This is a genomic window from Nonomuraea dietziae (genome assembly GCF_014195505.1).
GTDB lineage: Bacteria > Actinomycetota > Actinomycetes > Streptosporangiales > Streptosporangiaceae > Nonomuraea > Nonomuraea roseola.
In genome coordinates, this window is sequence record NZ_JACIBV010000001.1 from 4040358 (window position 1) to 4066042 (window position 25685).

Consider the following 25685-nt stretch of genomic DNA (forward strand, 5'->3'; position numbering starts at 1 on the left):
CTTCTCTCCCCTCCTTTCGGTCAGCTGCATGGAGCTATATGTGAACGCTAACAACTACGTGGTCGGCGTGGACTTCGGGACGCTCTCGGGACGCGCCGTGGTCGTACGCGTCTCCGACGGCGCCGAGGTGGGCAGCGCCGTGCACGAGTACACCCACGGGGTCATCGAGGAACACCTGCCCGACAGCTCCGTCCGTCTGGGACCCGACTGGGCGCTCCAGTCGCCCCAGGACTGGCTCGACGTGCTGCGCTTCGCCGTTCCCGCGGCGATCTCGGCGGCGGGCGTCTCGCCTTCACAGGTCGTCGGCGTCGGGACCGACTTCACCGCCTGCACCGTGCTGCCCACCACCGCCGACGGCACACCGCTGTGCTTCGAGACGCCTTCGCTGCCGCACGCGTGGCCGAAGCTGTGGAAGCACCACGCCGCCCAGGCGCACGCGGACCGGATCAACGCGCTGGCGGCCTCCCGCGGCGAGTCGTGGCTGCCGAGGTACGGCGGGAAGATCTCCTCGGAGTGGGAGTTCGCCAAGGGGCTGCAGGTCCTGGAGGAGGACCCTTCGATCTACGAGCGGGCGCAGCGGTGGATCGAGGCGGCCGACTGGATCGTCTGGCAGCTGACGGGCGTGGAGACCCGCAACGTCTGCACCGCCGGCTACAAGGGGATCTATCAGGATGGCGGGTACCCGTCGGCGGAGTTCCTGAGCGCGCTGAACCCTGATTTCGCGGACTTCGTCCACAAACTCACCGTGACGGAGCCGTCCACGCCGGGGGCTCCCGTGTTGGCGCCGCTCGGAGGGCTGGCCGGGCGGCTCACCGCGCGGGCGGCCGAGTGGACGGGGCTGCCCGAGGGCATCGCCGTCGCCGTCGGCAACGTCGACGCCCACGTCACGGCGGCCGCCGCCGACGCGGTGCGGCCCGGCCAGATGGTGGCGATCATGGGCACGTCCACCTGCCACGTGATGCCCTCCGACCGGCTGGCCGAGGTGCCGGGCATGTGCGGCGTCGTGCGCGACGGCATCGTGCCCGGCCTCTGGGGTTACGAGGCGGGCCAGTCAGGCGTGGGCGACATCTTCGCCTGGTTCGTCGACAACGCCGTGCCCTCCTCCTACGCGCAGGAGGCGCAGGCGCGCGGCCTGTCGATCCATGAGCACCTGACCGGGCTGGCCGCCGCCCAGGCGGTCGGCGAGCACGGGCTGCTCGCCCTCGACTGGCACAACGGCAACCGCTCCATCCTCGTCGACCACCACCTCTCCGGTGTGATCGTCGGGCAGACCCTCGCCACCAGGCCGGAGGACGTCTACCGGGCGCTCATCGAGGCGACGGCCTTCGGCGCCCGCCTCATCGTCGAGACCTTCGAGAGCTCGGGCGTGCCCGTGGAGGAGTTCGTGGTCGCGGGCGGCCTGCTGAAGAACCGCTTCCTCATGCAGGTCTACGCCGACGTGCTGCGCCGTCCGCTGTCGGTGATCGGCTCCGAGCAGGGGCCCGCCCTCGGCTCGGCCGTCCACGCCGCCGTGGCCGCGGGGGCGTACGAGGACATCGAGCAGGCGTCAGCCGCGATGGGCAAGCGCACCGTGGCCGCGTACGTGCCCGACGACAAGGCGGCCGACGCCTACGACCTTCTGTACGCCGAATACCGCAGACTGCACGACCTCTTCGCCGACGGCGGCATCCTGCACACCCTCCGCCGTCTGCGAAACGCCGCCACCGGGCCGGGACGGCCCTCGATCCAGGGAAGCGAGGCAGGAGCATGAGGGAGATCGTCTGTGAGCTGCACGCCGAGCTGGTCCGCAACAACCTCGTCGCCTGGACCGCCGGCAACGTCTCCGGCCGCGTCCCCGGCGAGGACCTGTTCGTCATCAAGCCCTCAGGGGTCTCCTACGACGAGCTGACCCCCGCCGCCATGGTCGTCTGCGATCTCGACGGCAACCTGGTCGAGGGCGAGCACGCCCCCTCCAGCGACACCGCCGCCCACGCCTACGTCTACCGCCACATGCCCGAGGTCGGCGGGGTGGTCCACACCCACTCCACCTACGCCTCCGCCTGGGCCTCGCGCAACGAGGCGATCCCCTGCGTGCTGACGGCCATGGCCGACGAGTTCGGCGGCGAGATCCCGATCGGCCCCTTCGCGCTGATCGGCGACGACTCCATCGGGCAGGGCATCGTGCGCACGCTCAAGGACCACCGCTCGCCCGCCGTCCTCATGCGCAACCACGGCGTGTTCACCATCGGCAAGGACCCCAGGGCGGCCGTCAAGGCCGCGGTGATGTGCGAGGACGTGGCCCGCACCGTGCACATCGCCCGCCAGCTGGGCGACCCGCTGCCCATCCCGCAGGCCGACATCGACCGTTTGTACGACCGCTACCAGAACGTCTATGGACAGAGGAGCCCCCGTTGAGCATCTGGTTTCTGACCGGCAGCCAAGGGTTGTACGGCGAGGACACCCTGCGTCAGGTGGCCGAGCAGTCCAGGCAGATCGCCGCGCAGCTGCCCGTCGAGGTGGAGTGGAAGCCGGTCCTGACCGACGCGGCCGCCATCAGGCGGGTGATGCTGGAGGCCAACGCCGACGACGACTGCGCGGGCGTGATCGCGTGGATGCACACCTTCTCCCCCGCCAAGATGTGGATCGCCGGGCTGGACGCGCTGCGCAAGCCCTTGCTGCACCTGCACACGCAGGCCAACGTGGCGCTGCCGTGGAGCTCCATCGACATGGACTTCATGAACCTCAACCAGGCCGCGCACGGCGACAGGGAGTTCGGCTTCATCCAGACCAGGCTGGGCGTCCCGCGCAAGACGGTGGCGGGGCACGTGAGCGATCCGGCGGTGGCCGCCCGCATCGTGGCCTGGAGCCGGGCGGCGACCGGCCTGCGTGAGCTGCGCACGCTCAAGCTTGCCCGGTTCGGCGACAACATGCGCGACGTCGCCGTCACCGAGGGCGACAAGGTGGAGGCGCAGCTACGCTTCGGCGTGTCCGTCAACACCTACGGGGTCAACGAGCTCGTGGAGGCCGTGGACGCCGCCGCGGAGAGCGACGTCAACGCCCGGGTCCTGGAATACCAGGACCTGTACAAGATCGCTCCTTCGCTTCTCGGCGAGCGGCACGAGTCGCTGCGCTACGCGGCCCGTATCGAGCTCGGCCTGCGGCACTTCCTGGAGGCGGGCGGGTTCAGGGCGTTCACCACGAACTTCGAGGATCTCGGCGGGCTGCGCCAGCTGCCGGGCCTCGCCGTCCAGCGGTTGATGGCCGACGGGTACGGCTTCGGCGGCGAGGGCGACTGGAAGACCTCCGTGCTGCTGCGCACCATGAAGGCGATGGCCCCCGACGGGGGCACCTCCTTCATGGAGGACTACACCTACCACCTGACCCCCGGCGAGGAGCTCATCCTCGGCGCGCACATGCTCGAGGTCTGCCCCTCGATCGCCTCGGGCACCCCGTCGTGCGAGATCCACCCGCTGTCCATCGGCGGCAGGGAGGACCCCGTCCGCCTGGTCTTCGACGCCACGCCTGGCCCCGGCCTCGTGGTCGGGCTCGCCGACCTGGGCGACCGCTTCAGGCTGGTGGCCAACGAGATCGACCTGGCCGCCCCGCTGGAGCCGCTGCCGTCGCTGCCGGTGGCGCGCGCGGTCTGGCAGCCGAGGCCGAACCTGCGCACCTCGGCCGAGGCGTGGCTGACGGCGGGCGCCCCGCACCACACGGTGCTGTCCACGGCGGTCGGCGTGGAGGAGCTGAACGACCTGGCCGACATGCTGGAGGTGGAGCTGGTGGTGATCGACGCCGACACCACGATGCGGCAGTTCACCAAGGAACTGCGCTGGAACCAGGCCTACTACCGGCTCGCCAGGGGGCTGTGAGCGGGGGGCGCTGAGATCGCCTGACGCGCGAGCCGGCAGGACCGGCCGGACGACGGCCACGGCCTCGTCCGGCCGGTCGGGTTCTCACGCCGCCGAAGCGGCGCGCACCAGCCGGAGCTGGCCGATCTCGGCGGCGTTCTTCATCAGCTCGGCGTTCACCCAGGCGAGCATGTGGGCCACGGTCATGCCGGGATCGGCGGGCCAGGGGAAGGGCGCGACGGCGTCCAGGTCGGTGTCGCTGAGCCTGTCCAGCACCGCCAGCCACTCTTCGCGCAGGCCGCGCAGCCACGCCACGGCCGCCTCGCCGTCGCCCGGCCAGGTGATCTCGACGCGCTCGCGCGGCGTGCGGCCCCGCGCGTGGTCGATGGTGACGCTCCACCACCAGCCGATGTGCCAGCTGAGCCAGCCGACGGTGGGGACGGGGACGGGGTCGAGCTCGGCTTCGTCCCAGTCGGGCAGCCACGCTCCTTCGCCGCCCGGCCGTACCGTCCAGTGGTGTGGGGCGGGCTCCCACAGGAAGTCCTCGGGCTTCAGCTGCTCGAGATGGAGCTCGAACAGCGACCAGGTCAGGTCGAACTGCCAGCGCAGCAGATCACGTCGGGAAACAGACACCGGCCGATCCTGGCACATCGCCCGCCTCCCCCCGAAGTGGTTTTCGACCGGCCACGCGCCGGACGGCACGGCCGCCGCCCGAACGCACCACCGCGCCCGACCCGGAGATCAACGGTCAGCAGGGGAAGAGCAGGACGCCGCTCGGCCGCAGGTCGAGGACCCTGTCCAGCCCGCGTTCGGCCAGCAGCGCGCGCACGGGCGCGTCCACCCCCGTGACGCTCATCCAGCCGCCGGTGTCGCGGGCGTACCTGTCGGCCGCCATGAGCACGGAGAGGGCGAAGGAGTCGATCGAGCGCAGGCCGGTGAGGTCGACGTCCACCCTCGGCGGCTGGTGCGCGGCCAGCGCCCTGGCCAGCAAGGCCTGCAGCAGCGGCTCGACGGTCAGGTCGATGTCGCCCGCCAGCCCGACGGTGGCCACTTCGTCGCTCGTCATCGCGTTGAGGACGAATGTGGCTGGCATGTGCCGTCCCTCCGGTAGCTGTGGATTGCCGGGGAAGTCCCGCGTCCTGAGCGCTCGGTCCCCTCAATCCTTGCACACTGCAAAGAAGGAGGGTCTCCGGGGAGAAGCGTGTAGAAACCATGTCCATGGGCGAGCAAGAGGATCTGTCCGCGGTCACCTCCGCGGTGCTGACCGGTTCGCGGCTGCTGGTCGCCATAGCCGCCAGGTCGCTGACGGCGGTCGAGGACAGGATCACGCTGCCCCAGTTCCGCATGCTGGTCGTGCTGGCGGGCAAGGGCCAGACCAAGCTGGTCACCCTGGCCGAACGGCTCGACGTCAACCCCTCCACCGCGATGCGCATGGCCGACCGCCTGGCGTCTTCGGGCTTCATCGTGCGGGAGGTCAACCCCAGGAACAGGAGGGAGACGCTGATCAGCCTCACCACCGACGGCCTGCGCATCGTGGAGGGGGTCACGGGACGGCGCCGCGACGAGATCGCCGCCATCGTCTCGCGCCTGTCGGCCGACCAGCGCCTCGCGCTGGTCTCGGCGATGGCCGCCTTCACCGAGGCGGGTGGCGAGCCGCCCGCCAGCGCCTCCCATCCGCTGGGCTGGCCCGAGGCGTGAACAACATCGTTGCGCTCACCGTTGCACGGTGCGAGAGTAACGCCACGAGTTCGTCCAATCCTGGCCGAAAGCGAGCATGAAGCCTTCCAACCAGCGGCGAGTCGTCGCCCTGCCGTACCTGATGATGGCCGTGGTGGCCGCGCTCGACCTGCTGTCGGGGCCCGAGGTCGGCTTCCTTCCCCTGGTGGCGCTGGGGCCCGCGTTCGCCAGCCTGGCCGGCGGTGTACGGCGGACGGTGCTGATCGGGCTCGTCGCCCTGATGCTCTGCGTCCTGCTGTCCGCCTACAACAACGTGCTGGGGACCACCCGCGGCTTCACCAGCCTGGCCAGCATCCTCGGCGTCACGGCGGCGGGCATGGTGGCCGCGGCCGGCCGTCAGCGCCGAGAGAAGGAGCTGGCCGACGTCCGCTCGATCGCCGAGGTGGCCCAGCGGGTGCTGCTGCGCCCCGTGCCGCGCAGGGCGGGGCATCTGCGGGCGGCGGTCTCCTACACCTCCGCCGTGGCCGAGGCGCGCATCGGCGGCGACCTCTACGAGGTGGTCACCGCGCCCGGCGGGGCCAGGGTGATCGTCGGCGACGTCCAGGGCAAGGGCCTGGAGGCGGTCGAGACCGCCGCGGTCGTGCTGGGTGCCTTCCGCGAGGCCGCGCACGACGAGGCCGACCTGGCGGGGGTCAGCTCTCGCCTGGAGAAGGCGCTCAACAGGCACCTGTCGGGCGAGGAGTTCGTCACCGCCGTGCTCGCCGAGATCAACCCCGACCGCACCGTCACGCTGCTGAACTACGGCCATCCCGCCCCTCTGCTGGTGCGGGCGGACGGCAGTGCGCTCTTCGTCGAGCCCGCCGAGCCCGTCCCGCCGCTGGGGCTGGCCTCGCTCGGCCCCGAGGGACCCGTCAGTCACCGGGTGACGCTGGCCCCCGGCGACCAGATGCTGCTCTACACCGACGGCGTCACCGAGGCCCGCGACAGGCGCGGCGCGTTCTATCCCCTCGCCGACCGCGTCTCCCTGCTCAGGGAGGACGACCCCGAGGCCGCGCTCGAGGCGCTCAGACGCGACCTCGTCACCCACGTCGACGGCCCCCTGCACGACGACGCCGCCATGCTTCTCCTGCGCTACCTGGGCTGACCGTGGAAGCCCAGATGAAGATCGATGTCTCTCGGGTACGGCTGGGCCGCGACGAGTACCGCGTCCTGCGCCCCGCCGTGCCGCCGAGACACGCCTTCCTCCACGACGACGGCTGGGCGCTGTCGATGCACGTCGACCGCGCCGCCTCCCGCGCGCTGGCCGACCTATGGGCGCTCGCCACCCGCTCCAGGCGCTCCCTCGTCCACCTGCCGCTGCGGGGCAACGTCGCGCCCGAAGGCGTCGAGGCGGCCGAGCCGCTCGACCTGGTCCTGCTGCACCACGCGGCGCAGTTCCCGCTCTCGCGGTGGCCCGCCGTCCGGGCGAGGCTGGGAAAGGGACGGCCGCAGACCGCCCGGCCCGCGCCCCTGCCCGCGAGTGCCGACTACCGCCGTCTCCATCATCGCGAGTACCGCGACCTGCTGCGCTTCGATGTCGCCGCCCGCACGCTGTTCGTCACGGGAGGGCCCGAGTCGTTCGTGAGGGAGGGCGCGCGGCTGCGCTCGCTCGTGACCGACGGACCTTCGCGGTCGCTCGACGCCCACTTCTGCGTGGAGCTCGACGCGGGACGGGCGAGCCGTACCTGCTCGGGGCGCCTCCACATCGAGTACGTCAGTGCTGCGACCCTGCGCCGCAACTGGACCTGATCACCAGCTCCACCCGCAGGGTGAGGTGACGGGGCTCGGTCCGCTCCCCCCTCGCGGCCCTGGCGCCCGGCTCCCGCATGGGCCGGCGGACCGTGGTCTACCCGGAGATCAGCAGGCCGTCCACCCTTCCGGCCAGGTCCTTGACCAGGTCGGCGACGTTGCCCACCGAACGGCCGAGCTCGGAGGCGGTCTTCTTCATACCCCAGCACCTCGGTGAAACATGGCCCACCAGGTCGGGAAGATGACGCCGTTGGCCGCGTGACGCCCCTGCGCCAGGTCACGCCGAGGCGGCTCGGGGTGAAGCGGAGCTCCTCCACCGGCCCCGTTGTATGAGCGCTTCCAGCCCGGCATGCTGCCAGATCCCCGACGCGCCACAACGTGACCGTCGACATGTCGGGCGGGCGGGCCGCGTCAGGGCTCGCCGTTCGCGCCGGTGGTGACGGCGGAGGTCAGGGCGGCTGCCCACGGGGGGTTGGCGCCCGCCACCGTGCACGTCAGCGCGGCGACACGGACGGCGAAGGCCAGGGCGTCGTCGCAGCTCGGCCGTCCCGAGCGTGGCGAGCCGCCCGCCCAGGCGTCCCAGCGAGTCAAGCCTGTGCAGCAGGCCCGCGGTGAAGGCGTCACCGGCGCCCACCGTGTCGGCCACCTCCACCACGGGGGCCGCGACGTCCATCCGCTCGCCGTCCAGTGAGGCGGTCTTACGCCGTCCGCGCCCCTGGTCACCGGCACCAGCCTGACGCCCGCGGCGTGCAGGCCGGCGCAGAAGCCGTCCAGGGAGGCGAGATGGGCCAGGTCCTCCTCGCTCACCTTGGCGATGTCGGCCAGGGCCGCCCAACGGGGCATCGCCGCCCGGTAGACGCCCGGATCGACCAGGAGCGGACGGATGTTCGGATCCATCGAGATGGTCGCCGAGGGGCGGGCGCGGGCGAGGAACTCCTCGAAGCCCCGATGTCGGTGCCCGTCCCCGCCACCGCAGAGGACGGCCGGCGCCTGCTCGGCCGGCGACGCCGCCGCGGGTCTGGCCACGCTGCGCCTGCTGGAGGAGGACTCGCCCGTCTCGGAGGTGTGCTGCGCGCCATGCGGGCCGTTCAACCTGCTGGCCGCGATGGCCCTGTGGGTGGGGCTGGCGATCGACCCGGCCGAACTGCGGAGCGAGGTGCTCGTGGTCAGGACGGTCCGCTGACGGGGCGCGGCCGCGACTATCGTGAGGTGCATGGGGACCGTGCTGGGGATCGTCGTCGGGCTCGTCGCCGCATGGCTGCTGCTCGTGGCCGCCCTCGCCCTGGCCGCGCCCAGGCACGGGCTGCTGCGTGAGGCGTTGCGGATCCTGCCCGACCTGATCCGGCTGCTGCGAGACCTGGCCGCCGACCCCGGCCTGCCGCGCGGCGTGCGGGTGTGGCTCGGCCTGCTGCTGGCCTACCTGGCCATGCCCTTCGACCTGATCCCTGACTTCGTCCCCGTGCTCGGCTACGCCGACGACGCCATCGTGGTGACGCTGGTGCTGCGCGCGGTGGTGCGGCGCGCGGGGCTGCCTGCCGTACGGGCCAGGTGGCGGGGCACCCCCGAGGGCTTCGCCGCCCTCTGCCGGCTGACGGGTCTCACGCTCTGATCGGCCGCCTTCGGGGTTTCTGTCCCTGAGGCGGCTCCTGTCTGAGAGGGTGCTTTGCGAGGGCAGCTTCAATACCTGTGCTCGCTCCGGTAAGGATCTTCGATAAATAGCCTTCAGCCTGGCACATGACGCGCGGGGGGCTACGGTGACGGTACGACTCGAGTGGCCACCACAACGTCGTGCAAGGCGGCCCGGTCGCGGCGCACCAGCAGTAGCGCGATCGATACCCCGACCAAGGCGTACGCCGCAACCAGCAGGGGCATGGCGGCGATTGCTTCGTGGCCGCCTGCCAGCCGGGACACCGCCATATGACCGCACTGCCACGGGAGCAACTTCACGGCATTGCGTGCCACAATCTGTGCCGCACTGGGCCGCTTCCCTCTGGTGGTGGCTACAACAAGCCCTGCTCGTCGCTTGCCCCAAGTGGCCTGGCGCCGCCCTGCCTCGCCAATGGTCAGATACGCTCCGGCAGGCAGCACGGTCAGCACAGAGATCAGCAGATCGTTGCTCACCATGCTGAGCCCATCAAACAACCGTACTCCCGCGAGATGCAGCGGGACGAACACCACGGCCAGCAGGGCCAGCCAGGCGACGATCACGAGATAGTCCCAGCCGACCGCCACCAGTCTCGGACGTAACGCCGCCCGACCAACCTGCGTCTTCCCCAACTCTTTCAGAATTCGTTGCCTCCTCGACCAGCACGATGATTCCACCTACGTTCGTTACGTTCGCCCAGCATTGTCAATGTTCACTCATAGCGGTCAATGCAACACCCCGCCGCCGAACGTGAACCCGGCTACAGAAATCCCGAGCGAAACACAGGAACCAAAGCCTCATACCCTCGCAAAACACCCTCTGAGTGGGAGCTTGATCCCGTGAGATGATCTATCGCCCGATAGGCCCATCCACTCGAGTGCCTTTTTTCTGCCCTTTCGGCGGATATCCGCGCGGCGGCGTTCGACGAGCAGGCCGCAGAGCGCCGGTCTTCGCCGTCCATGGTCGGACGTAGTCTCGTTCGGTGCGACTACGTCCGGAGTTGGCGCGGCGGCCCTGGCCGTCGATGAACCACCGAGAGGTCACGGCCGAGCTGGTGCTGGAGGGATGGGTCCCCTGCGGCCTCGGCGACTGGGCCATGGCGCTGCGCTCCCCCGACGGCTCCATGGCCGCCAGAGTGTGCCCCTTCGACCCGGCCTACGCCGCCTTCACCGAGCTGTGCAGGCGCCTTCCGGACAATCCCTACCTGCCGCGCGTCGTCCTCGACACGCCGCTGGAGGGCGGCGGCACGCTGGCCGTCCTGGAGTTCCTCGCCCCGCTGGAGCAGGCGCGGGCGGAGGAGGTCGCGCGCCAGTGGCGCGAGGGGGGCGGCGAGGCCGCGCTGGCCGAGGTTCGGCGGGCCGCCGCCGAGGTGGACGCCGAGTGCCGCGCCACCGTGCCCTGGTGGGACGGCGTCGACCTCAACCCCGGCAACGTGCGGAGGGCGCTGGACGGCAGGATCGTGCTCATCGACGTGTTCTGCATGGACGGCGCCGCCCTCTACGCCCAGATCCTCGAGGACGCCGCCGTCGTCAGCGACCGGATCTCCGGCACCAGGTACGTGCTGGACATCCCCTACATCGCCCGCGAGAGCACGCCGGAGGAGATCCAGGCCCTCCGCGACGCGCTCACAGCGAGCCGTTCTCCCACGGCCCGGTGATCGCGAAGGTGATGCCCGGCGTCTGGATGTTGGCGAACAGCCAGCCGCCGTCCTTGCTGTCGAAGGTGGATCCGCACCACTCCGAGCCCGTGTAGTCGCCAGGGGCGACCGACTTGCCCCGCACCCCTCCGGCGGGGATGACCACCGCGTTCTCCGCGAAGGGGAAGATCTCCCCGTCCGTGGTGAGGCCGTGCAGGTACTCCACGCCCGAGCCGTCCTCGCACAGCACGATGCCGCCACGGGGGCTGACGCAGATGTTGTCCGGGTTGTTCAGCACGGTCGCGCTCGGCGAGGCGAACAGCACCCGCATCGTGTCGGCCGCGAGGTCGTACTCGAAGACCTGGCCCTGCCCGGTGGGGCCGCCGCTGGTGCTGACGATGTAGATCTTGCCCTCGTGGTACCAGGCGCCCTCGAGGCGGCGGAAGGACGCGCCGCCCTTGGCGATGCCCTGCTGAACGACGCTGGTCTCGCCCGGGCCTGGATCGGGCTCGTCGATCACGACCCAGTCGATCTCGGGGTAGACGGTGCCGGTGCCGTCGGCGTAGGTCGTGTAGGCGCCGCCGCCGATCTTCATCATCTCCAGGAGGCCGCCCTGGGCGAGGTCGCCGCGCACGGTGGGGCGGAACCTGTACAGACCGCTCGGCGTGGCGTCCTCGGTCTCGTACACGTAGCCGGTGGCGGGGTCCACGGCGACGGCCTCGTGCGAGAACCTGCCCATCTCCCTGTACGGCCTGGCGTCGCCGATCCCGTCGTGGGGGACCTCGAAGACGTAGCCGTGCCGTACCGAGCCGTTGATCTCGGTCGTCTCCTCGCACGACAGCCAGCTGCCCCACGGCGTCGGACCGCCCGCGCAGTTGCGGATGGTCCCGGAGAGGCTGGCGTAGCTGTGGACGAACTCGCCCCTGCGGGTGTCGAAGACCAGCGTGGTCGTGCCGCCGCCGGCGGCCGGGTTGTAGGCGGGCTCGACGAACGCGCCGGAGTAGGCGCTCACCTCGTGGTTGCGGACCAGCGCCGTCCAGTGGCCCTTGCCCGAGCCCTTGATCTGGCTCTTCAGCTTGCCGCTCGGCTGGAAGGCGGCCATGCCGTCGTGCATGGAGGGGGTGGGCCGCCCGTCGGACATCAGATCGCCGGTCCAGCCGTGCGTCAGGTACTCGAAGCCGCGGGGCAGCTTGAGCAGTTCGAGGCCGGTGGTGTGGTCCTTCACCGGCGACAGCGGACCGTAGTCGGGGCTGAAGGCGCGCTTCACCATGGTCGAGGCGTCGGCCGTACGTGCGGACAACGCCGCCAGCGGGCCGCCCGCCACCATGCCGATCGCGGCGGCGCGGAGGAAGCCGCGCCGGTCGATGTGTGTCATGTGACGTACCTTCCAGCCTCCCGCTGGCCGTACGGCAAAGCGGGAATGTCGGCCGCACGACCGCACGATGGCCCGTTGACCTCTCCGGCGGGCCATCCTACGGTCAAGTTCTAGAACGTCGTTCTACGGAGGAGAGCCGCATGGCCCTGGACGAAGCGACGACCGCCCTGCTGACCCAGATGGCGCAGGCCGAGGTACCGCCCCTGGAGCAGATGACGCCCCAGCAGGCCCGCGCCTTCTCCAAGGCGATGGCCGCCGAGAGCGCGGAGACCGGCCCCGAGATGTTCACGACGAGCGAGAGCGACGCGTCCGGCGTTCCCGTCAGGGTTCTGGTGCCCGGCGAGACGCCGCGCGCGGTCATCGTCTACTACCACGGCGGCGGCTGGGTGCTCGGCGACATCGACCAGTACGACGCCGTCGGCAGGCGGCTCGCGGCGCGCACCGGCTGCGCGGTCGTGCTGGTCGGCTACCGCAAGGCCCCCGAGCATCCGTACCCCGCCGCCGTCGAGGACTCGTGGGCGGCCCTGCGGTGGACGGCCGGCCACCTCGAGGAGATCGCGGGCGCGCCCGTCCCGCTGATCGTGGCCGGGGACAGCGCGGGCGGCAACCTGGCGGCGATCATGGCGAGGCGAGCCCGCGACCACGGGGGGCCTTCGCTCGCGCTGCAGATCCTCATCTATCCGGTGACCGACTGCGACCTCGAGACCGCCTCCTACCGCGACCCCGCCAACCAGCTCATGCTGACGAGGGAGGGAATGGCCTGGTTCTGGAACCACTACCTGCCCGATCTGCCCTCACGCGAGGACGCGGACGCCTCTCCGCTGCGCGCCAAGGACCTGTCGGGGCTCGCTCCCGCGGTCGTGCTCACCGCCGAGCACGACGTGCTGCTCGACGAGGGCGAGTCCTACGCCGAGCGGCTGCGGGAGGCCGGCGTGCCGGTCTCGTCGCGCCGATTCGACGGCCAGATGCACGGCTTCTTCACCATGATCGGGTTACTGCCCGGCAGCGGCGCGGCCTTCGACCACCTCGCCGAGAGCGTCGACCGGCATGTATGACGCGATCATCGTCGGCGCGGGCCTGTCCGGGCTGTACGCGCTGCACCGGCTGCGCGGCCTCGGCCTGCGGGTGAAGGTCTTCGAGGCGGCCGAAGGCGTCGGCGGCACGTGGCACTGGAACCGCTACCCGGGCGCCCGCTGCGACGTCGAGAGCGTCGACTACTCCTACTCCTTCTCCCCTGAGCTGGAGCAGGAGTGGGACTGGACGGAGAAGTATCCCGGTCAGCCCGAGATCCTTGCCTACCTCGAGCACGTCGCCGACCGCTTCGACCTGCGCCGTGACATCCTGCTCGGCACGCGCGTGGTCGCCGCCCGCTTCGACGGCGGCTGGCACGTCACGACGGAGACGGGCGAGCGGGTCGGCGCGCGCTATCTCGTGATGGCGACGGGCTGCCTGTCGGTGCCCAAGCCCGTCGAGGTCGACGGCCTGGCGAGCTTCCGCGGCGAATGGCACCACACCGGCCGCTGGCCGCACGAGGGCGTCGACCTCACCGGCAGGCGGGTCGGCGTGGTCGGCACCGGCTCCTCGGGCATCCAGGCGATCCCGGTCATCGCCGAGCAGGCCGGACACCTGACGGTCTTCCAGCGCACGCCCAACTTCAGCCTGCCCGCCTACAACGGGCCCCTCGCGCCGGAGACGCGGCGCGCGGTGAAGGCCGCGTACGGCCTGCGCCGCAGCCTGGCCAGGCAGACGCACTCCGGCATCCCCGCCGAGCCTGCCGTCCAGTCGGCGCTCGAGGTCGGTCACGAGGAACGGCTGGCCCGCTACCAGGCGGGGTGGGAGCGCGGCTCGCTGGTGGGCATCCTCGGCGCCTACACCGACCTGCTCATCGACAGGGCCGCCAACGACACCGCCGCGGAGTTCGTCCGATCGAAGATCCGCGAGCTGGTCGAGGACCCGGCCGACGCCGAGTCGCTCTCGCCGAGGGACCACCCGTTCGGCGCCAAGCGGCCCTGCCTCGACTCCGGCTACTTCGAGACCTTCAACCGCGACGACGTCACCCTCGTCGACGTGCGTGAGGACCCGATCGCCGAGATCACCGCCACGGGCCTCAGAACGACGGGCGGCTCCGAGTACGAGCTCGACACCCTCGTCTTCGCCACCGGCTTCGACGCGATGACGGGCGCGCTGACCGCCGTCGACATCCGCGGCGCGCACGGCAGGTCGCTGCGGGAGACCTGGGAGGCGGGCCCGCGTACCTACCTCGGGCTCGCCGCCGCGGGCTTCCCCAACCTGTTCACCGTCACGGGGCCTGGCAGCCCTTCGGTGCTCAGCAACATGGTCGTCTCCATCGAGCAGCACGTCGACTGGATCGCCGACTGCCTGGCCTTCCTCGAGGGCCGCACCATCGAGGCCACGGCGGCGGCGCAGGAGGCCTGGACGGCGCACGTGCGCGAGGTCGGCGCGGCCACCCTCTATCCGGCCGCCGACTCGTGGTACATGGGCGCCAACGTGCCGGGCAAGCCGCGCGTGTTCATGCCGTACGCCGGAGGGGTGGCCCTCTACCGCCGGCTCTGCGACGAGGTGGCGGCCAAGGGCTACGAGGGGTTCGCGATCACCGGGTGAGGACCGGTCAGCCGAAGTTCACCGCGAGGGCGTGGGCGGGCTCGACCAGGAACACCACCCGCTCCTCACCCCTCGGGTACGGCTCGCCGGTGTACTTGCGGGAGATCCTGTCGATGATCTCCCAGGCCGCCTCGCCGTCGAGGAGCTCGACGGTGCCGCGCACGGTGGCCATCGTGAACGGGTTGTCGTGGGCGGTGATGGACAGCGCCACCCGTGGGTCTCGCGCGAGGTTACGCGCCTTGCGCGAGCCAGGCCCGGTGAGAAAGGCGATCCTGTCGCCCTCGACGCCGACCCACAGCGGCACGCTGTGCGGCGAGCCGTCAGGCCCCACCGTGGCGACGTGCGCGTAGTTGGGGCCTTCGAAGAGCGCGCGAACGTCAGGGGACAGCATCTGTTTCCTCCACGTGGTCGGCGACGGCATCTGGCATCCTCCCGAGTGGACGCCTGCCGTTCAAGCAGGCGCCGCCGGGGGAGCTAACGGCTGAGGCCCTCGCGGATGGAGGTCAGGACGGCGGTCGCCTGGGGAAGGGCGCCCGCCTCCTCCCAGAGGTCACGCCACTCCGACCTCTCGGCCGCCACACGGTCGAGCGCTCGCAGCGCCAGCGCCGCCAGGGCGGAGTCGGAGGGGAGCTCCACCCCGCCGCCCTTCACCAGGAAGCTCGGCGCGTAGGCCGAGGTGATCGGCTGCCCTCCGCGCTGCGCCGCGACGATGGCCGCAGCCGCGATCGCGCTGTTGGCGTCGTCGCCGTCGAGATAGTCGTCGCTGCCGGCCGCCGTGGCCAGCGCCTGCCTGATCAGTTCCACGCGCCGCTCGGCGGAGGCGTCGTTGAGTGCGCCGCACCAGTCGGCGGCGCTGTCGTTGTCGAAAGGACCCACATCCCATGTACCCATGGGGCATTCCTATCGGAGACCACCGACAATCGGCACCGCGCCGAGATCGTCGTAAACTCCCGGATCGTGGACTGGATCGAGCGGATCGCAGGCATCAGACGCTGGACCAGAGGCGGCGAACGCGCACCGCACAAGCCGCTCCTTCTCCTCTACGTCCTGGGCCGCTTCCAGCAGGACGGCAACAGGCCGATCCCCTTCAGCGCCGCCGAGGCCGAGCTGAGGAAACTGCTCAAGGAGTACGGCCCGCCACGCGACACCAGCCCCGGGTACCCGTTCCACCACCTGACCAGCGACGGCCTCTGGCTGGTCGACACCGAGGACGGCCCCGGCAGCCCCGGCCCCGAGCTCGGCCGCCTGCGGGCCAGCGGGGCCAGCGGGCGGCTCCACCCGGACCTGGCTCGCGCGATGTCCGAGGAACCCGGCCTCGTGGCGAGGATCGCCCGTTTCCTGCTCGACGCCAACTTCGCCCCTTCCCTGCACGCCGACCTCTGCCTGCTCACCGGCCTCGACCTGGAGACCCTGGAGACCGGCGGCCAGACCAGAACGAGCGCCACCGCGCGCAGGGATCGCGCCTTCCGCGAGCGCGTGCTCATGGCCTACGAGTACCGCTGCGCCTTCTGCGCCTACGACGGCTGGCTGGACGGCTCGGCGGTCGGCCTGGACGCGGCGCACGTTCGCTGGTGGGCTTTCGACGGCCCCGACGATCTGGGCAACGGCCTGTGCCTGTGCGCCATCCACCACAAACTGTTCGACAAGGGCGTCCTCGGGCTGAGCCACGAGCGTACGGTGACCGTCTCGGCCAGGTTCGTCGGACGCTCGGCGGCGGCACGTGAGCTGGTGCTGTCCCTGGCGGGACGTCCCGCGCAGGATCCGCAGGCGGGTCTCGACGCGGTCGAGCCCCGCCATATCGCCTGGCATGGCCGTCAGGTCTTCCGCACCCCCGCCCGTCTCCCCTGACCGTGCGCGCCGCGCCGGATGGGCGCACAATGAGGCGGATGCACGACGTTCTCCTCATCAGCGGGCAGGGCGCGGTCGCGGTGGCGCGCGAGGTCTCCCGGCTGCTGCGGGACGCCGGGGTGGCGCACGCGCTGCTCGAAGGCGACTCCCCCGCCGACCCGAGCCACAGGCGGTCGGTCCGCGCCGACGTCTCGCCGGGCGGCGCCGTCACCGCCGTCCTGCTGGAGGGCGGCCGCCGCCTCAGCCTCCCCACTACCACCGGCGACGCCGCCGAGATCGCCGACCTCACCGGCTGGATCGAGCGGCCCCTCCAGGGAGGCGGGGTCAACCAGGTGGTCAGAGCGGGCGCCACCGTCAGGCGGCCCGCGGGCCCGTGGACCCCCGCCGTCCACCGCCTGCTCGCCCACGTCGCCGCCGCCGGGTTCCGCGGCGCGCCCCGCGCGCACGGGCTGGACGCCGAGGGCAGGGAGGTCCTCGACTTCGTCCAGGGAGAGGTGGCCCACTACCCGCTGCCCGACCACGCCTGGAGCGACGCCACCCTGCGGGAGGTCGGCAGGCTGCTACGCGCCTACCACGACGCCACGGCCGGCTGCCCCGCCGAAGGCCCCTGGTATCTGCCCGCCCGCGAGCCCGCCGAGGTCATCTGCCACGGCGACGTCGCGCCGTACAACACCGTCTTCCGCGACGGGCTGCCCGTGGCGTTCATCGACTTCGACACCGCCCACCCCGGGCCGCGCCTGTCGGACGTCGCCTACGCCGCCTACCGGTTCGTCCCGCTCAGCGCCCTGGGAAACGGCGAGGCCGTCCTGACCGTCGCCGAGCAGGCACGGCGACTGCGCCTGTTCTGCGACGCGTACGGCCTGCCGCCCGCCGAGAGAGCGGCGCTACCCGCCATGGTGCGCGAGCGCCTGCACGCCCTGGTCGACCTCATGCGCACCCAGGCCGCCGCGGGCAACGCCGCCTTCGCCCAGCACCTGTCCGAAGGCCACCACACCCTCTACCTCACCGACGCCACCCACGTCACCACCCACGCGACCTCCCTGGTGTAGGGGCCCTCAGGGGGTCAGCGGTGGTGCCTTTCGGGTGGAGCCGCGGTAGGAGGCGGGGTCGTAGCGGCGTTCGTTCTCGTCCAGCTTGGCGTTGGCGGCCTCTGACAGGTCGATGCCGACCGTGTCGGCCAGTCTGACCAGGTACAGCAGCACGTCGCCGAGCTCGGCCCGCACTCTGGCCAGCGTCTCGGGGTCGAGGTGGTCCGCCTGCGCGGGGGTGAGCCACTGGAACTCCGCCACCAGCTCGCCCACCTCGCCCGCCAGAGCCATGGCCAGGTTCTTCGGGGTGTGGAACTGCTCCCAGTCCCTGGCCCGCGCGAACTCGCGCAGCCGTACGGCCAGCCTGTCCAGTTCGGTCGTCACGTCTGGCGACCCTACCGGGAGCCGGGCACCCCCGACGGGTCCGGTCCCATGCCGCCCTGTCGCTGCCTGACCTCGCCGTTCACGGCTGAACCACCCCCACCCCGGACCGCCCGCCGGAGGGCCCGCGGGCCTGCACGGCGGACGGCGACGCCCCCACCGCGGGGTCGTGAGCGTGGAGGCCCAGGGGCAGATGTCCGGCATGGGCCGCAGCGCCACCCGCTGACCGCGAGGATGGACTCGCCGGCCGGCACCGTGAGTTTGTGGTGCGGCCCGTCCCGAACGAGTGGGAGGAATGTCATGACCTACACCAAGGACCCTCGCGTCGACGCCTACATCGACGGCCTGCCGGGCTGGCAGCAGGACATCTGCCGCGAGGTGCGCGATCTGGTGCACGCCGCCGACCCCGAGGTCGCCGAGACCATCAAACGCACCCGCCAGCCGTACTTCGTCCTGCAGGGCAACATCTGCGCCCTGCTCGCGGCCAAGGACCATGTCAACGTCTTCCTCTATGACGGCGCGATCGTCCCTGACCCCGAGGGGATCATCACGGCGGGGCACGAGAACAAGACCGCCCGCACCGTGGCCTTCCGCCAGGGCGAGGCGATCAACGCACCCGCGCTGACCGCCATGTTCAGGCAGATCATCGCCAACAACCGCGCAGGCGGCTGGCGGAAGCTGAAGCGGGACGCGTCCTAGGGCGAATCGCGCCTGGAGGCGCCGACGTCTGTGCTCTCAGCCGCCTCGGATCCGGCCCTGTGGAGGGAAACTACGGCACATCTTCCACTCGGTACATCTTTCGCCGTCCTGTTGTCCAGCTTGGCGAGGGACCAGGCCCCCGAGCTGCCCTAACGTCGGTAGCCCCCCACTGAGGAGGCACACCGGTGAACTGGCACATCCATGACTACCGCGAGGACGATCTCGCGGCCGTGGTCCATCTGATCGACAGCACGGCCGGGCTCGGCCAGGAGTCGGTGTTCTCCCTCGCCGAGTGCATCGGGGCCCTGACCTCGCGCCAGCCGGCCGTCGTGGCGGTCCACAGGGGCGTGCCCATCGGGGCGGCGCTCTCCCACGTGGCGGGCGAGCGGGCGTGGGTGATGCGGATCGCGATCGCCTCCGCGTGGCGGGGGCGCGGGCTGGCCAGCGCGCTGCTGAGGGAGCTGGAGCGGCGGCTGATCGAGGCGAGGGTACGGCGGATCGCGTACGTGCTGCCGGAGGAGGAGCTGATCGGCGAGGGGCTGGTGAACGCCGGCTACACCAGGCGGCCCGCCGTGGCCTACTTCGAGAAGGCCGAGCCCGCCGTCGGCGTCGGCGCCGACCTGCTGGCCGAGCTGGGCGGCCGGCTCCTGCCCGGCGACCTGTGGGACAAGGTGGCCGGCATGGAGGTGGAGAAGGAGCTGATCGAGCGGCGTGTCGTGCTGCCGCTCGCCGAGCCTGAGCGCGCCGCCAGGCACGGCGTGCGTCCGCCGAGGGCGATCGCCCTGTTCGGCCCGCCAGGCACGGGCAAGACCACCTTCGCTCGCGCGATCGCCTCCAGGCTGGGCTGGCCGTTCGTGGAGCTGCTGCCGTCCAGGCTGGCAGGCGACGGCAACCTGGCCGAGGCGCTGCGTACCGCGTTCTCGCGGATCGCCGAGCTCGAGCGAGTGCTGGTCTTCATCGACGAGGTCGAGGAGATCGCCGCCGTACGCGCCGAGCGTCCCGAGGCCGGCAGCCACGGCATCACCAACGAGCTGCTCAAGCTCATCCCCGGCTTCAGGGAGAGGGACGAGCGGCTGCTGGTCTGCGCGACCAACTCCATCCGCTCGCTGGACCCCGCGTTCCTGCGGCCCGGCCGCTTCGACTACCTGGTGCCGATCGGCACCCCGGACGCGGCCGCCCGCTCGGCGATCTGGGCGCGGTACTCAGGCGCGCGGCCGGACGTGGACCTGGACACGCTGGTCGCGGCGAGCGAGCTGTTCACGCCCGCCGACATCGAGCACGCCGCGAGGACGGCCGCGCAGACGGCCTTCGAAAGGGACCTCACCGCCGACCGGGCCGTGGAGACGCCCGCGGGCGCGGACACAGCCGACTACCTGGCCGCGATCGGGCAGTGCAGGCCGACCATCACCCCCGCGATGATCGACGAGTTCACCGCGGACATCACCTCGCACGCCAGGCTCTGAGCCGGCACGGGCACCGCGGCTAGGTGAAGGACGGGGAGGCGATGACGACGGTGACGTCGGCGGGCGTCGCGTCGGTGCGGTAGGCGTGGGGGGCGTCCCCCGCGAAGGCCAGCAGATCACCGGCCTGCAGCAGGCGCAGGTCGTCGGAGGGGCCGGCGGTCAGCCGTCCCGAGGCGACCAGGAGGTGCTCCACCGTGCCCGGCGCGTGCGGGACGCCGTCCACGGAGGTGTGCGGGGGCAGGCGCAGCCGCCACAGTTCGAGGCTGTGCCCGCCGCTGATCCGCCGCAGCAGCTCGCGGGTGGGGCCGTCCTGGCCCGCGGGGGTGGCGGGGACGTGGTGGGTGCCAGGCCCGGCCTGCCGGGTCAGCAGGTCGGTGAGCGGGATGCCCAGCGCGACGGCGATGGCGTCCAGCGTGTCGATGGTGGGGTTGCCCCCACCCGCTTCCAGCTGCGACAGCGTCCCCTTGCTGAGCCCGGTACGGCGGGCCAGCTCGGCCTGGCTCATCCCGCGCTGCAGGCGGCGGCGCTGGATCTGGGCCCCGGCCGCGGCCGCCGCGCTGCTGGCCGGCCTGCGCTCCCTGTCGGAGGCGTTCACCGCAGCGGCCCGTGCGCGGCGGAGTAGGACACCCTGACGCGGCCCTTCTTCACCTTGACGGCCGAGATCGTGATCTCCGCCAGGTCGGCCAGGCCGCGCACGTGCGTGCCGCCGCAGGGCGCGGCGTGCACGTCTCCCAGCCGCACGATGCGCAGGCCCTCGGCGTCATGGTCCACGGTGACGGGCAGGTCGTCGGCCACCTTGGCCGTCACCCACCGGAGCAGGCTGGCGGCGGCCTCCTGCCTGCCCTGCGGGTCGGCCAGCCCCGTGTCCGTCTCCTGCGCGGTGAACTCGATGCGCGCCTGGCCGGGGAAGTGGGTGTTGCCCGCCAGCACCCATCCCCTGCTTCGCCCCGCCGCCTCGATGAGGTGGCCGGCCGTGTGCAGCGCCGCGTGCGACAGGCGCAGCTCGGTGTCGATCCGAGCCTGGACCTGGTCCCCCTCGGTCAGCCCTTCGAGCCCGGCGCCCTGCTCGTCGCGGGCGCGCACCACGACCAGGCCCGTCGCGGCATCGCGGAGGGGGGTGACCTCGCAGGTGTCCAGCCATCCCCTGTCGGCGGGCTGGCCGCCGCCCTGCGGATGGAAGATGTTCCGCCGCACCGCGACCCATGGCGCGCCGTCGTCCTGCCGTCCCGTCGCGGCCACGGTGGTGGTGACAGCGGTGAGGTAGGTGTCGTCCAGGTAGGCGGCGCTCTGGCATTCAGTGAGATGAACCATACGTTTACTATATCGAACACAGGCATGGCTGCGGGTGTCCGCGAGCGCTTCACCTACCGTTCATGACTTTGTGGGAAGTGTCGCCATTTCGTCCCTATAGCGTCTAGTTTCGGTTTTGATCGTTAACGAAAGACGGGTGTGAACATGCGCAAGCTGTTGTCCCTCGCGGCGGTGGCCACCTTCTCCCTCGGCGTCCTCTCCTCCCCGGCGGCGGCGGATGGAGGAAGGCCCGTGGAGCTGCCGACCGAGGTCTACGGCGGGGCGTGGAGCGCCGGCCACGTGCAGGGCATCGCCGTCGACCAGCGCAAGGGCTTCATGTACTTCTCCTTCACCAATCTCCTGGTGAAGACCGACCTGCGGGGCAATCCTGTGGGGTCGGTGACCGGTTTCACCGGGCACCTGGGCGACCTGGACTTCAACGCCAGGGACGGCAGGGTCTACGGCTCCCTGGAGTACAAGGCCCAGGAGTCGTTCTACATCGCCATCTTCGACGTGGACCGGATCACCAGCATGGGCATGGACGCCCAGACCAGCGACGTGGTGAAGACGGTGTACCTGAAGGAGGTCGTGGCCGACTACGTGGCCGACATGAACGGCGACGGCAGGTTCGACGGCAACGTGGCCAACACCCCCGACCACCGGTACGGCTGCAGCGGCATCGACGGCGTGTCCTTCGGGCCCGAGTTCGGCAAGAAGAACGGCAAGCAGAAGCTCACCGTGGCCTACGGCGTCTACTCCAACGTCTCCAGGCAGGACAACGACCACCAGGTGCTGCTGCAGTACGACATCCAGCAGTGGAAGAAGTACGAGAAGCCGCTCACGGAGAGCGCGCCGCACACCAGCGGCCCCGAGTCGGTCGACGGCAAGTACTTCGTCCACACCGGCAACACCAGGTACGGCGTGCAGAACCTGGAGTACGACGACCACACGGGCAACTGGATGATGGCGGTCTACAAGGGCGCCAAGCCGCAGTTCCCCAACTACTCCTTCTTCATGGTCGACGGCAGCGCCGAGCCGCGCGAGGCCGACATCGTGGGGCAGCCCCAGCCGGAGCGGGGACAACTGCTCTCCCTGGCGCCCGGCGGCCTCGAGCACGCCCCCTCGGGGGTGCGCGGCTGGGAGTTCGGCGGCGAGTACGGCCTGATCTCGTTGGGCGACGGCCGGTTCTACGTCTCCAAGGCCGGCACCCTCACCGAGGGCGGCGTGACCAAGCAGACCAGCCACTCGCAGCTGTACCGCTGGACGGGCCAGGCGCCGACGCCGTTCGAGCGAGTGAGCTGACGCCAGGGAGCCGATGGTCGCGCTCCAGCCCCGTTTTCCCCCGATCTCCGGAAACGCTCGCTTTGACACGGGCAATCCGGGTAGGGCCCGCCCATGGATCAGCGCCGTGCCGAACGAGGGCACGGCGCCCTTCTCTGGGGGTAAACGAATGGAAGAGTCTCACCCGACGAACGCGTCCGGGGCCATCCCCGGCCGTCCCGGCAGCGAGCCGCCGCCGGTCGCCGAGCCCACCGAGCCGAGAGGACCGCTCCCGCCCAAGCAGGATCAGCGGGGCCCAGAGCCCTTCACCCCCACGGGCCAGCCGGAGGACGTGCCCCAGGAGGCGCTGGCGCAGGGCGGGGCGTACCTGACGACGGCGCTGGGCACGCGGCTACCCGACAGCGACCACTCGCTGAAGGCCGGACCTCGCGGACCCGTGCTGCTGCGCGACCATCACCTGAGGGAGAAGATCACCCACTTCGACCACGAGCGCATTCCCGAGCGCGTCGTGCACGCCCGCGGCGCCGCCGCGCACGGGATCTTCCGTTCGTACGGCACGGCCGCCACGGTGACGAAGGCGGCCTTCCTCGCGGAGGGCGCCGAGACACCGGTCTTCGTCCGCTTCTCGACGGTGCTGGGCTCGAGGGGCTCGGCGGACACCGTCCGCGACACGCGCGGCTTCGCGACGAAGTTCTACACCAGCGAAGGCGTCTTCGACCTGGTGGGCAACAACATCCCGGTCTTCTTCATCCAGGACGCCATCAAGTTCCCCGACATCATCCACGCGGGCAAGCCGCATCCCGACAGGGAGATCCCGCAGGCGCAGAGCGCGCACGACACGTTCTGGGACTTCGTCTCCCTGCACACCGAGGCGACCCACCACACGTTGTGGAACATGTCCGACCGCGGCATCCCGCGCTCGTTCCGGACGATGGAGGGCTTCGGCGTCCACACGTTCAGGCTGGTCGACGCCGCCGGCGCCACCACGCTGGTGAAGTTCCACTGGAAGCCCAAGGCGGGCGTGCACTCACTGGTGTGGGAGGAGGCGCAGCTGATCAACGGGATGGACCCGGACTTCCACCGGCGCGACCTCGCCGACGCGATCGAGGCGGGCGCCTTCCCCCAGTGGGAGCTGGGCATCCAGGCCTTCCCCGACACCCCTGAGCAGATGTTCGAGGGCATCGACCTGCTCGACCCGACGAAGATCGTCCCTGAGGAGCTGGCGCCCGTCCAGCCGATCGGCCTGCTCACGCTCAACGCCAACCCGTCCAACTTCTTCGCCGAGACCGAGCAGGTCGCCTTCCACGTCGGCCATCTCGTGCCCGGCATCGACGTCACCGACGACCCGCTGCTGGCCGGACGGCTGTTCTCCTACCTCGACACGCAGATCACCAGACTGGGCGGCCCGAACTTCACCCAGCTGCCGATCAACAGGTCGCACGCGGTGGTCAACGACATGCTGCGGGACGGCATGCACCAGACGGCCGTGCACAGCGGGGCCGCGCCGTACAAGCCGAACTCCCTGGACGGCGGCTGCCCCTTCTTCGCCGGGCAGCAGGAGGGCGGCTACGTCGAGGTGCCGGTGGAGGTGGCGTCGGCCCCGCGGGTGCGCGAGGCGCCCGCGACGTTCGCCGACCACTTCAGCCAGCCCCGGCTGTTCTGGCTGAGCCTGAGCCCGGTGGAGCGCGAGCACGTGATCGCCGCCTACACCTTCGAGCTCGGCAAGGTCTACGAGCAGGCGATCAAGGAGCGCACGCTGCAGGTGCTCGCCGAGATCGACCCGGTCCTGTGCGAGCAGGTCGCCGCCGGGCTCGGGCTGCCCGCGCCCAAGGCGGCCGAGCCGCTGCCCTCCGTCACACCGAGCCCCGCGCTCTCGCAGGTCGGCAAGGTGTGGCCGACGACAGGCCGGATCATCGGCATCATCACGGGCGAGGGCGCCGACCTGAGCACGGTCAGGTCCGTACGGCAGGCGATCCTCGACGGCGGCATGGTGCCGCTGATCATCGCGCCCACCGGCGGCCCTCTCGACGGCGCGTCGCGAGACGGCGTGCGCGGCGTGATCGACGCGCTCACCGGCGGCGACGAGCCGCTCGTCGCGCAGCGCACGTTCGCCACGGCCAGGTCCGTCGAGTTCGACGCGCTGCTGGTCGCGGGCGCCCCTGCGCCGGGCGCCGACGCCTACGGCGCGCGGGACGCCAAGGCCGGTGACGCCGGCGGCGCGATCGACCCGCGGGTGCTGCTCATGCTGGCCGAGGCCTACCGCCACGGGAAGCCGATCGGCGGCTGGGACGGCGCCATGGAGGCCCTGGCGCTGGCGGCCATCCCCACGGGAGCCGCCGGCGTGCTGCTCGGCGACCGCGGCGACGAGGTGCTGGCGGAGATCGTCAGGCTGCTCGGCCAGCACCGCGTCTGGGACCGCTTCCCCGCCGCCGCGGCCGTGGGCTGAGGCGCCGGCGCTCCGCCTCGTCGTGGGCGGCTCGTCTCCCACGACGAGGCGGAGCGCTGATTCCGCGCCGTTTCCGCCCTACCGATCACTCGTCGCGGCACGATGGGGCACCACCGTCCAACGCACCCCCGGCTCCATCCGCGGCCACGAAGGAGAACCCGTGATTCCCGAGCGCGAGCAGATCGGATCCGTGGACCTCACCACCTGGCGGGTCGTCCCCGCCGACGGCAATCCCGACAAGGACGAGCACGGCGCCTGGGCGATCGCCGGCGGCGACAGCGACGAATACGACTTGTACCTCGAGGTCCGCGAGGCCGACCGGCCGAGGGAGGTCGCCCGGTTCGTCGTCGAGGCCGTCACCCGGCACGCTCGCGGTCTCCGGCTGAAGGGCGCGCTCGCCGATGTCGCCCACGTGCGCGACCGGCAGCCGGCCGACGACGAGCGGGCCCCCTCCAACCCGAGCCTCCCGGACGTGACCAAGCTCGCCCACCTGGTGGAGGCGGTCGGCGGCCTGGCCCACGAGGTCAGCCAGGCGGTCCCCCGCGACGAGCGAGGCGCCTACCAGGACAGGCTGTACGGCCAGCTGGCCCAGGTGGCCGCCACCACGGTGGCGTGGATGGAGGCCGTCCTGTCCGAGCGCACCCCGGACCCCGACGCCGGGCCGGTCGGCGCGTAGCGG

At 71.4% G+C, this 25685-nt stretch carries 28 protein-coding genes; 18 read left to right on the forward strand and 10 right to left on the reverse strand.

Going from position 1 to position 25685, the window contains the following annotated elements; translation table 11 throughout:
- Positions 1–58: 58 nt before the first annotated feature.
- The 3 genes from araB to araA are packed head-to-tail and all read left to right on the forward strand — an operon-like array spanning position 59 to position 3848.
- Positions 59–1750: a ribulokinase gene (gene araB / locus FHR33_RS19135; RefSeq protein ID WP_312896007.1), complete on the forward strand. Its 1692-nt coding sequence runs from the start codon at positions 59–61 to the stop codon at positions 1748–1750.
- The gene (locus FHR33_RS19140) at positions 1747–2394 is read left to right on the forward strand and encodes an L-ribulose-5-phosphate 4-epimerase (protein WP_183649482.1); all 648 of its coding nucleotides are present in this window, start codon (positions 1747–1749) and stop codon (positions 2392–2394) included. Before araB ends, FHR33_RS19140 begins: the two co-directional genes overlap by 4 nt.
- Positions 2391–3848 (forward strand): L-arabinose isomerase, encoded by a 1458-nt coding sequence (gene araA, locus FHR33_RS19145; RefSeq protein ID WP_183649484.1) that lies wholly within the window; start codon positions 2391–2393, stop codon positions 3846–3848. The genes FHR33_RS19140 and araA overlap by 4 nt, the downstream gene beginning before the upstream one ends.
- Before the next feature lie 84 nt (positions 3849–3932).
- On the opposite strand, the gene FHR33_RS19150 is transcribed toward araA, so the two are convergent.
- Positions 3933–4460 (reverse strand): DinB family protein, encoded by a 528-nt coding sequence (locus tag FHR33_RS19150; protein ID WP_312895612.1) that lies wholly within the window; start codon positions 4458–4460, stop codon positions 3933–3935.
- Positions 4461–4575: 115 nt separating this feature from the next.
- Complete coding sequence (locus tag FHR33_RS19155) at positions 4576–4920, reverse strand: STAS domain-containing protein (RefSeq protein ID WP_183649488.1); 345 nt, start codon at positions 4918–4920, stop codon at positions 4576–4578.
- Positions 4921–5045: 125 nt separating this feature from the next.
- Here FHR33_RS19155 and FHR33_RS19160 point away from each other — a divergent pair, with 125 nt between their 5' ends.
- From FHR33_RS19160 to FHR33_RS19170, 3 genes are all read left to right on the forward strand, one after another.
- Positions 5046–5525 (forward strand): MarR family winged helix-turn-helix transcriptional regulator, encoded by a 480-nt coding sequence (locus tag FHR33_RS19160; RefSeq protein WP_183649490.1) that lies wholly within the window; start codon positions 5046–5048, stop codon positions 5523–5525.
- A gap of 76 nt (positions 5526–5601) precedes the next feature.
- Positions 5602–6648, forward strand: coding sequence for a PP2C family protein-serine/threonine phosphatase (locus FHR33_RS19165; protein ID WP_221241159.1), 1047 nt, complete (start codon positions 5602–5604; stop codon positions 6646–6648).
- 14 nt (positions 6649–6662) lie between these two features.
- On the forward strand, positions 6663–7292 hold the full coding sequence (locus tag FHR33_RS19170; protein ID WP_183649493.1) for a hypothetical protein: 630 nt from the start codon (positions 6663–6665) through the stop codon (positions 7290–7292).
- A 411-nt stretch (positions 7293–7703) separates the two neighbouring features.
- Here the strand turns inward: FHR33_RS19170 and FHR33_RS19175 are convergent, their stop codons facing one another.
- Positions 7704–8189 carry a carbohydrate kinase family protein gene (locus FHR33_RS19175; RefSeq protein ID WP_183649495.1) on the reverse strand — a complete coding sequence of 162 codons (486 nt, stop codon included), beginning with the start codon at positions 8187–8189 and terminating at the stop codon, positions 7704–7706.
- On the opposite strand from FHR33_RS19175, the gene FHR33_RS19180 reads away from it, so the two are divergent.
- Positions 8176–8475 (forward strand): hypothetical protein, encoded by a 300-nt coding sequence (locus tag FHR33_RS19180; RefSeq protein WP_183649521.1) that lies wholly within the window; start codon positions 8176–8178, stop codon positions 8473–8475. The genes FHR33_RS19175 and FHR33_RS19180 overlap by 14 nt on opposite strands.
- 30 nt (positions 8476–8505) lie before the next feature.
- Positions 8506–8901 (forward strand): YkvA family protein, encoded by a 396-nt coding sequence (locus tag FHR33_RS19185; protein ID WP_183649525.1) that lies wholly within the window; start codon positions 8506–8508, stop codon positions 8899–8901.
- A 140-nt stretch (positions 8902–9041) separates the two neighbouring features.
- Here the strand turns inward: FHR33_RS19185 and FHR33_RS19190 are convergent, their stop codons facing one another.
- On the reverse strand, positions 9042–9614 hold the full coding sequence (locus FHR33_RS19190; protein ID WP_312895613.1) for an RDD family protein: 573 nt from the start codon (positions 9612–9614) through the stop codon (positions 9042–9044).
- Between the two features lie 305 nt (positions 9615–9919).
- Between FHR33_RS19190 and FHR33_RS19195 the strand changes: the two genes are divergently transcribed.
- A complete protein-coding gene (locus FHR33_RS19195; protein ID WP_183649531.1) occupies positions 9920–10594 on the forward strand; it encodes a hypothetical protein in 675 nt (224 codons plus the stop codon).
- Here FHR33_RS19195 and FHR33_RS19200 read toward each other — a convergent pair.
- A complete protein-coding gene (locus FHR33_RS19200) occupies positions 10563–11948 on the reverse strand; it encodes an alkaline phosphatase PhoX (RefSeq protein ID WP_183649534.1) in 1386 nt (461 codons plus the stop codon). The two genes, FHR33_RS19195 and FHR33_RS19200, sit on opposite strands and share 32 nt — an antisense overlap.
- 140 nt (positions 11949–12088) lie before the next feature.
- On the opposite strand from FHR33_RS19200, the gene FHR33_RS19205 reads away from it, so the two are divergent.
- The gene (locus FHR33_RS19205) at positions 12089–13003 is read left to right on the forward strand and encodes an alpha/beta hydrolase (protein ID WP_183649537.1); all 915 of its coding nucleotides are present in this window, start codon (positions 12089–12091) and stop codon (positions 13001–13003) included.
- Positions 12996–14570 carry a flavin-containing monooxygenase gene (locus FHR33_RS19210; RefSeq protein ID WP_183649538.1) on the forward strand — a complete coding sequence of 525 codons (1575 nt, stop codon included), beginning with the start codon at positions 12996–12998 and terminating at the stop codon, positions 14568–14570. The genes FHR33_RS19205 and FHR33_RS19210 overlap by 8 nt, the downstream gene beginning before the upstream one ends.
- A gap of 7 nt (positions 14571–14577) precedes the next feature.
- On the opposite strand, the gene FHR33_RS19215 is transcribed toward FHR33_RS19210, so the two are convergent.
- Together FHR33_RS19215 and FHR33_RS19220 are read right to left on the reverse strand one after the other, a co-directional pair.
- Positions 14578–14961 carry a PPOX class F420-dependent oxidoreductase gene (locus FHR33_RS19215; protein ID WP_183649541.1) on the reverse strand — a complete coding sequence of 128 codons (384 nt, stop codon included), beginning with the start codon at positions 14959–14961 and terminating at the stop codon, positions 14578–14580.
- 83 nt (positions 14962–15044) lie between these two features.
- The gene (locus tag FHR33_RS19220; RefSeq protein ID WP_183649544.1) at positions 15045–15461 is read right to left on the reverse strand and encodes a DUF4259 domain-containing protein; all 417 of its coding nucleotides are present in this window, start codon (positions 15459–15461) and stop codon (positions 15045–15047) included.
- Between the two features lie 66 nt (positions 15462–15527).
- Here FHR33_RS19220 and FHR33_RS19225 point away from each other — a divergent pair, with 66 nt between their 5' ends.
- On the forward strand, positions 15528–16418 hold the full coding sequence (locus FHR33_RS19225) for a phosphorothioated DNA-binding restriction endonuclease (protein WP_183649546.1): 891 nt from the start codon (positions 15528–15530) through the stop codon (positions 16416–16418).
- Between the two features lie 38 nt (positions 16419–16456).
- Positions 16457–17467, forward strand: coding sequence for a phosphotransferase enzyme family protein (locus FHR33_RS19230; RefSeq protein WP_183649549.1), 1011 nt, complete (start codon positions 16457–16459; stop codon positions 17465–17467).
- Positions 17468–17473: 6 nt separating this feature from the next.
- Here the strand turns inward: FHR33_RS19230 and FHR33_RS50375 are convergent, their stop codons facing one another.
- Positions 17474–17830 (reverse strand): nucleotide pyrophosphohydrolase, encoded by a 357-nt coding sequence (locus tag FHR33_RS50375; RefSeq protein WP_312895614.1) that lies wholly within the window; start codon positions 17828–17830, stop codon positions 17474–17476.
- 297 nt (positions 17831–18127) lie between these two features.
- On the opposite strand from FHR33_RS50375, the gene FHR33_RS19240 reads away from it, so the two are divergent.
- Together FHR33_RS19240 and FHR33_RS19245 are read left to right on the forward strand one after the other, a co-directional pair.
- Complete coding sequence (locus FHR33_RS19240; RefSeq protein ID WP_183649556.1) at positions 18128–18526, forward strand: DUF1801 domain-containing protein; 399 nt, start codon at positions 18128–18130, stop codon at positions 18524–18526.
- A 185-nt stretch (positions 18527–18711) separates the two neighbouring features.
- On the forward strand, positions 18712–19989 hold the full coding sequence (locus FHR33_RS19245; RefSeq protein ID WP_183649559.1) for an ATP-binding protein: 1278 nt from the start codon (positions 18712–18714) through the stop codon (positions 19987–19989).
- 19 nt (positions 19990–20008) lie between these two features.
- Here the strand turns inward: FHR33_RS19245 and relB are convergent, their stop codons facing one another.
- Complete coding sequence (gene relB / locus FHR33_RS19250; protein ID WP_221241160.1) at positions 20009–20584, reverse strand: type II toxin-antitoxin system RelB family anti-toxin; 576 nt, start codon at positions 20582–20584, stop codon at positions 20009–20011.
- Positions 20581–21300 carry an alanyl-tRNA editing protein gene (locus tag FHR33_RS19255; protein WP_183649562.1) on the reverse strand — a complete coding sequence of 240 codons (720 nt, stop codon included), beginning with the start codon at positions 21298–21300 and terminating at the stop codon, positions 20581–20583. The genes relB and FHR33_RS19255 overlap by 4 nt, the downstream gene beginning before the upstream one ends.
- A gap of 144 nt (positions 21301–21444) precedes the next feature.
- Here FHR33_RS19255 and FHR33_RS19260 point away from each other — a divergent pair, with 144 nt between their 5' ends.
- From FHR33_RS19260 to FHR33_RS19270, 3 genes are all read left to right on the forward strand, one after another.
- On the forward strand, positions 21445–22581 hold the full coding sequence (locus FHR33_RS19260; RefSeq protein WP_183649565.1) for a hypothetical protein: 1137 nt from the start codon (positions 21445–21447) through the stop codon (positions 22579–22581).
- Positions 22582–22729: 148 nt separating this feature from the next.
- On the forward strand, positions 22730–25006 hold the full coding sequence (locus FHR33_RS19265; protein WP_183649568.1) for a catalase: 2277 nt from the start codon (positions 22730–22732) through the stop codon (positions 25004–25006).
- A gap of 160 nt (positions 25007–25166) precedes the next feature.
- Entirely contained in the window at positions 25167–25682 is a 516-nt protein-coding gene (locus FHR33_RS19270) for a hypothetical protein (RefSeq protein WP_183649571.1), read from the forward strand.
- The last annotated feature ends 3 nt before the right edge of the window (positions 25683–25685 follow it).

Bases quoted from the DNA above. Each gene is read 5' to 3' on its own strand.
- FHR33_RS19140 (WP_183649482.1), top strand. From the start codon at position 1,747: ATGAGGGAGATCGTCTGTGAGCTGCACGCCGAGCTGGTCCGCAACAAC.
- FHR33_RS19200 (WP_183649534.1), bottom strand. From the start codon at position 11,948: ATGACACACATCGACCGGCGCGGCTTCCTCCGCGCCGCCGCGATCGGC.
- FHR33_RS19175 (WP_183649495.1), bottom strand. From the start codon at position 8,189: ATGGATCCGAACATCCGTCCGCTCCTGGTCGATCCGGGCGTCTACCGG.
- FHR33_RS19260 (WP_183649565.1), top strand. From the start codon at position 21,445: ATGCGCAAGCTGTTGTCCCTCGCGGCGGTGGCCACCTTCTCCCTCGGC.
- FHR33_RS19155 (WP_183649488.1), bottom strand. From the start codon at position 4,920: ATGCCAGCCACATTCGTCCTCAACGCGATGACGAGCGACGAAGTGGCC.
- FHR33_RS19220 (WP_183649544.1), bottom strand. From the start codon at position 15,461: ATGGGTACATGGGATGTGGGTCCTTTCGACAACGACAGCGCCGCCGAC.
- FHR33_RS19185 (WP_183649525.1), top strand. From the start codon at position 8,506: ATGGGGACCGTGCTGGGGATCGTCGTCGGGCTCGTCGCCGCATGGCTG.
- FHR33_RS19240 (WP_183649556.1), top strand. From the start codon at position 18,128: ATGACCTACACCAAGGACCCTCGCGTCGACGCCTACATCGACGGCCTG.
- FHR33_RS19210 (WP_183649538.1), top strand. From the start codon at position 12,996: ATGTATGACGCGATCATCGTCGGCGCGGGCCTGTCCGGGCTGTACGCG.
- FHR33_RS19170 (WP_183649493.1), top strand. From the start codon at position 6,663: ATGAAGATCGATGTCTCTCGGGTACGGCTGGGCCGCGACGAGTACCGC.
- FHR33_RS19165 (WP_221241159.1), top strand. From the start codon at position 5,602: ATGAAGCCTTCCAACCAGCGGCGAGTCGTCGCCCTGCCGTACCTGATG.
- FHR33_RS19215 (WP_183649541.1), bottom strand. From the start codon at position 14,961: ATGCTGTCCCCTGACGTTCGCGCGCTCTTCGAAGGCCCCAACTACGCG.
- FHR33_RS19230 (WP_183649549.1), top strand. From the start codon at position 16,457: ATGCACGACGTTCTCCTCATCAGCGGGCAGGGCGCGGTCGCGGTGGCG.
- FHR33_RS19160 (WP_183649490.1), top strand. From the start codon at position 5,046: ATGGGCGAGCAAGAGGATCTGTCCGCGGTCACCTCCGCGGTGCTGACC.
- FHR33_RS19180 (WP_183649521.1), top strand. From the start codon at position 8,176: ATGTTCGGATCCATCGAGATGGTCGCCGAGGGGCGGGCGCGGGCGAGG.
- FHR33_RS19255 (WP_183649562.1), bottom strand. From the start codon at position 21,300: ATGGTTCATCTCACTGAATGCCAGAGCGCCGCCTACCTGGACGACACC.
- FHR33_RS19265 (WP_183649568.1), top strand. From the start codon at position 22,730: ATGGAAGAGTCTCACCCGACGAACGCGTCCGGGGCCATCCCCGGCCGT.
- FHR33_RS19205 (WP_183649537.1), top strand. From the start codon at position 12,089: ATGGCCCTGGACGAAGCGACGACCGCCCTGCTGACCCAGATGGCGCAG.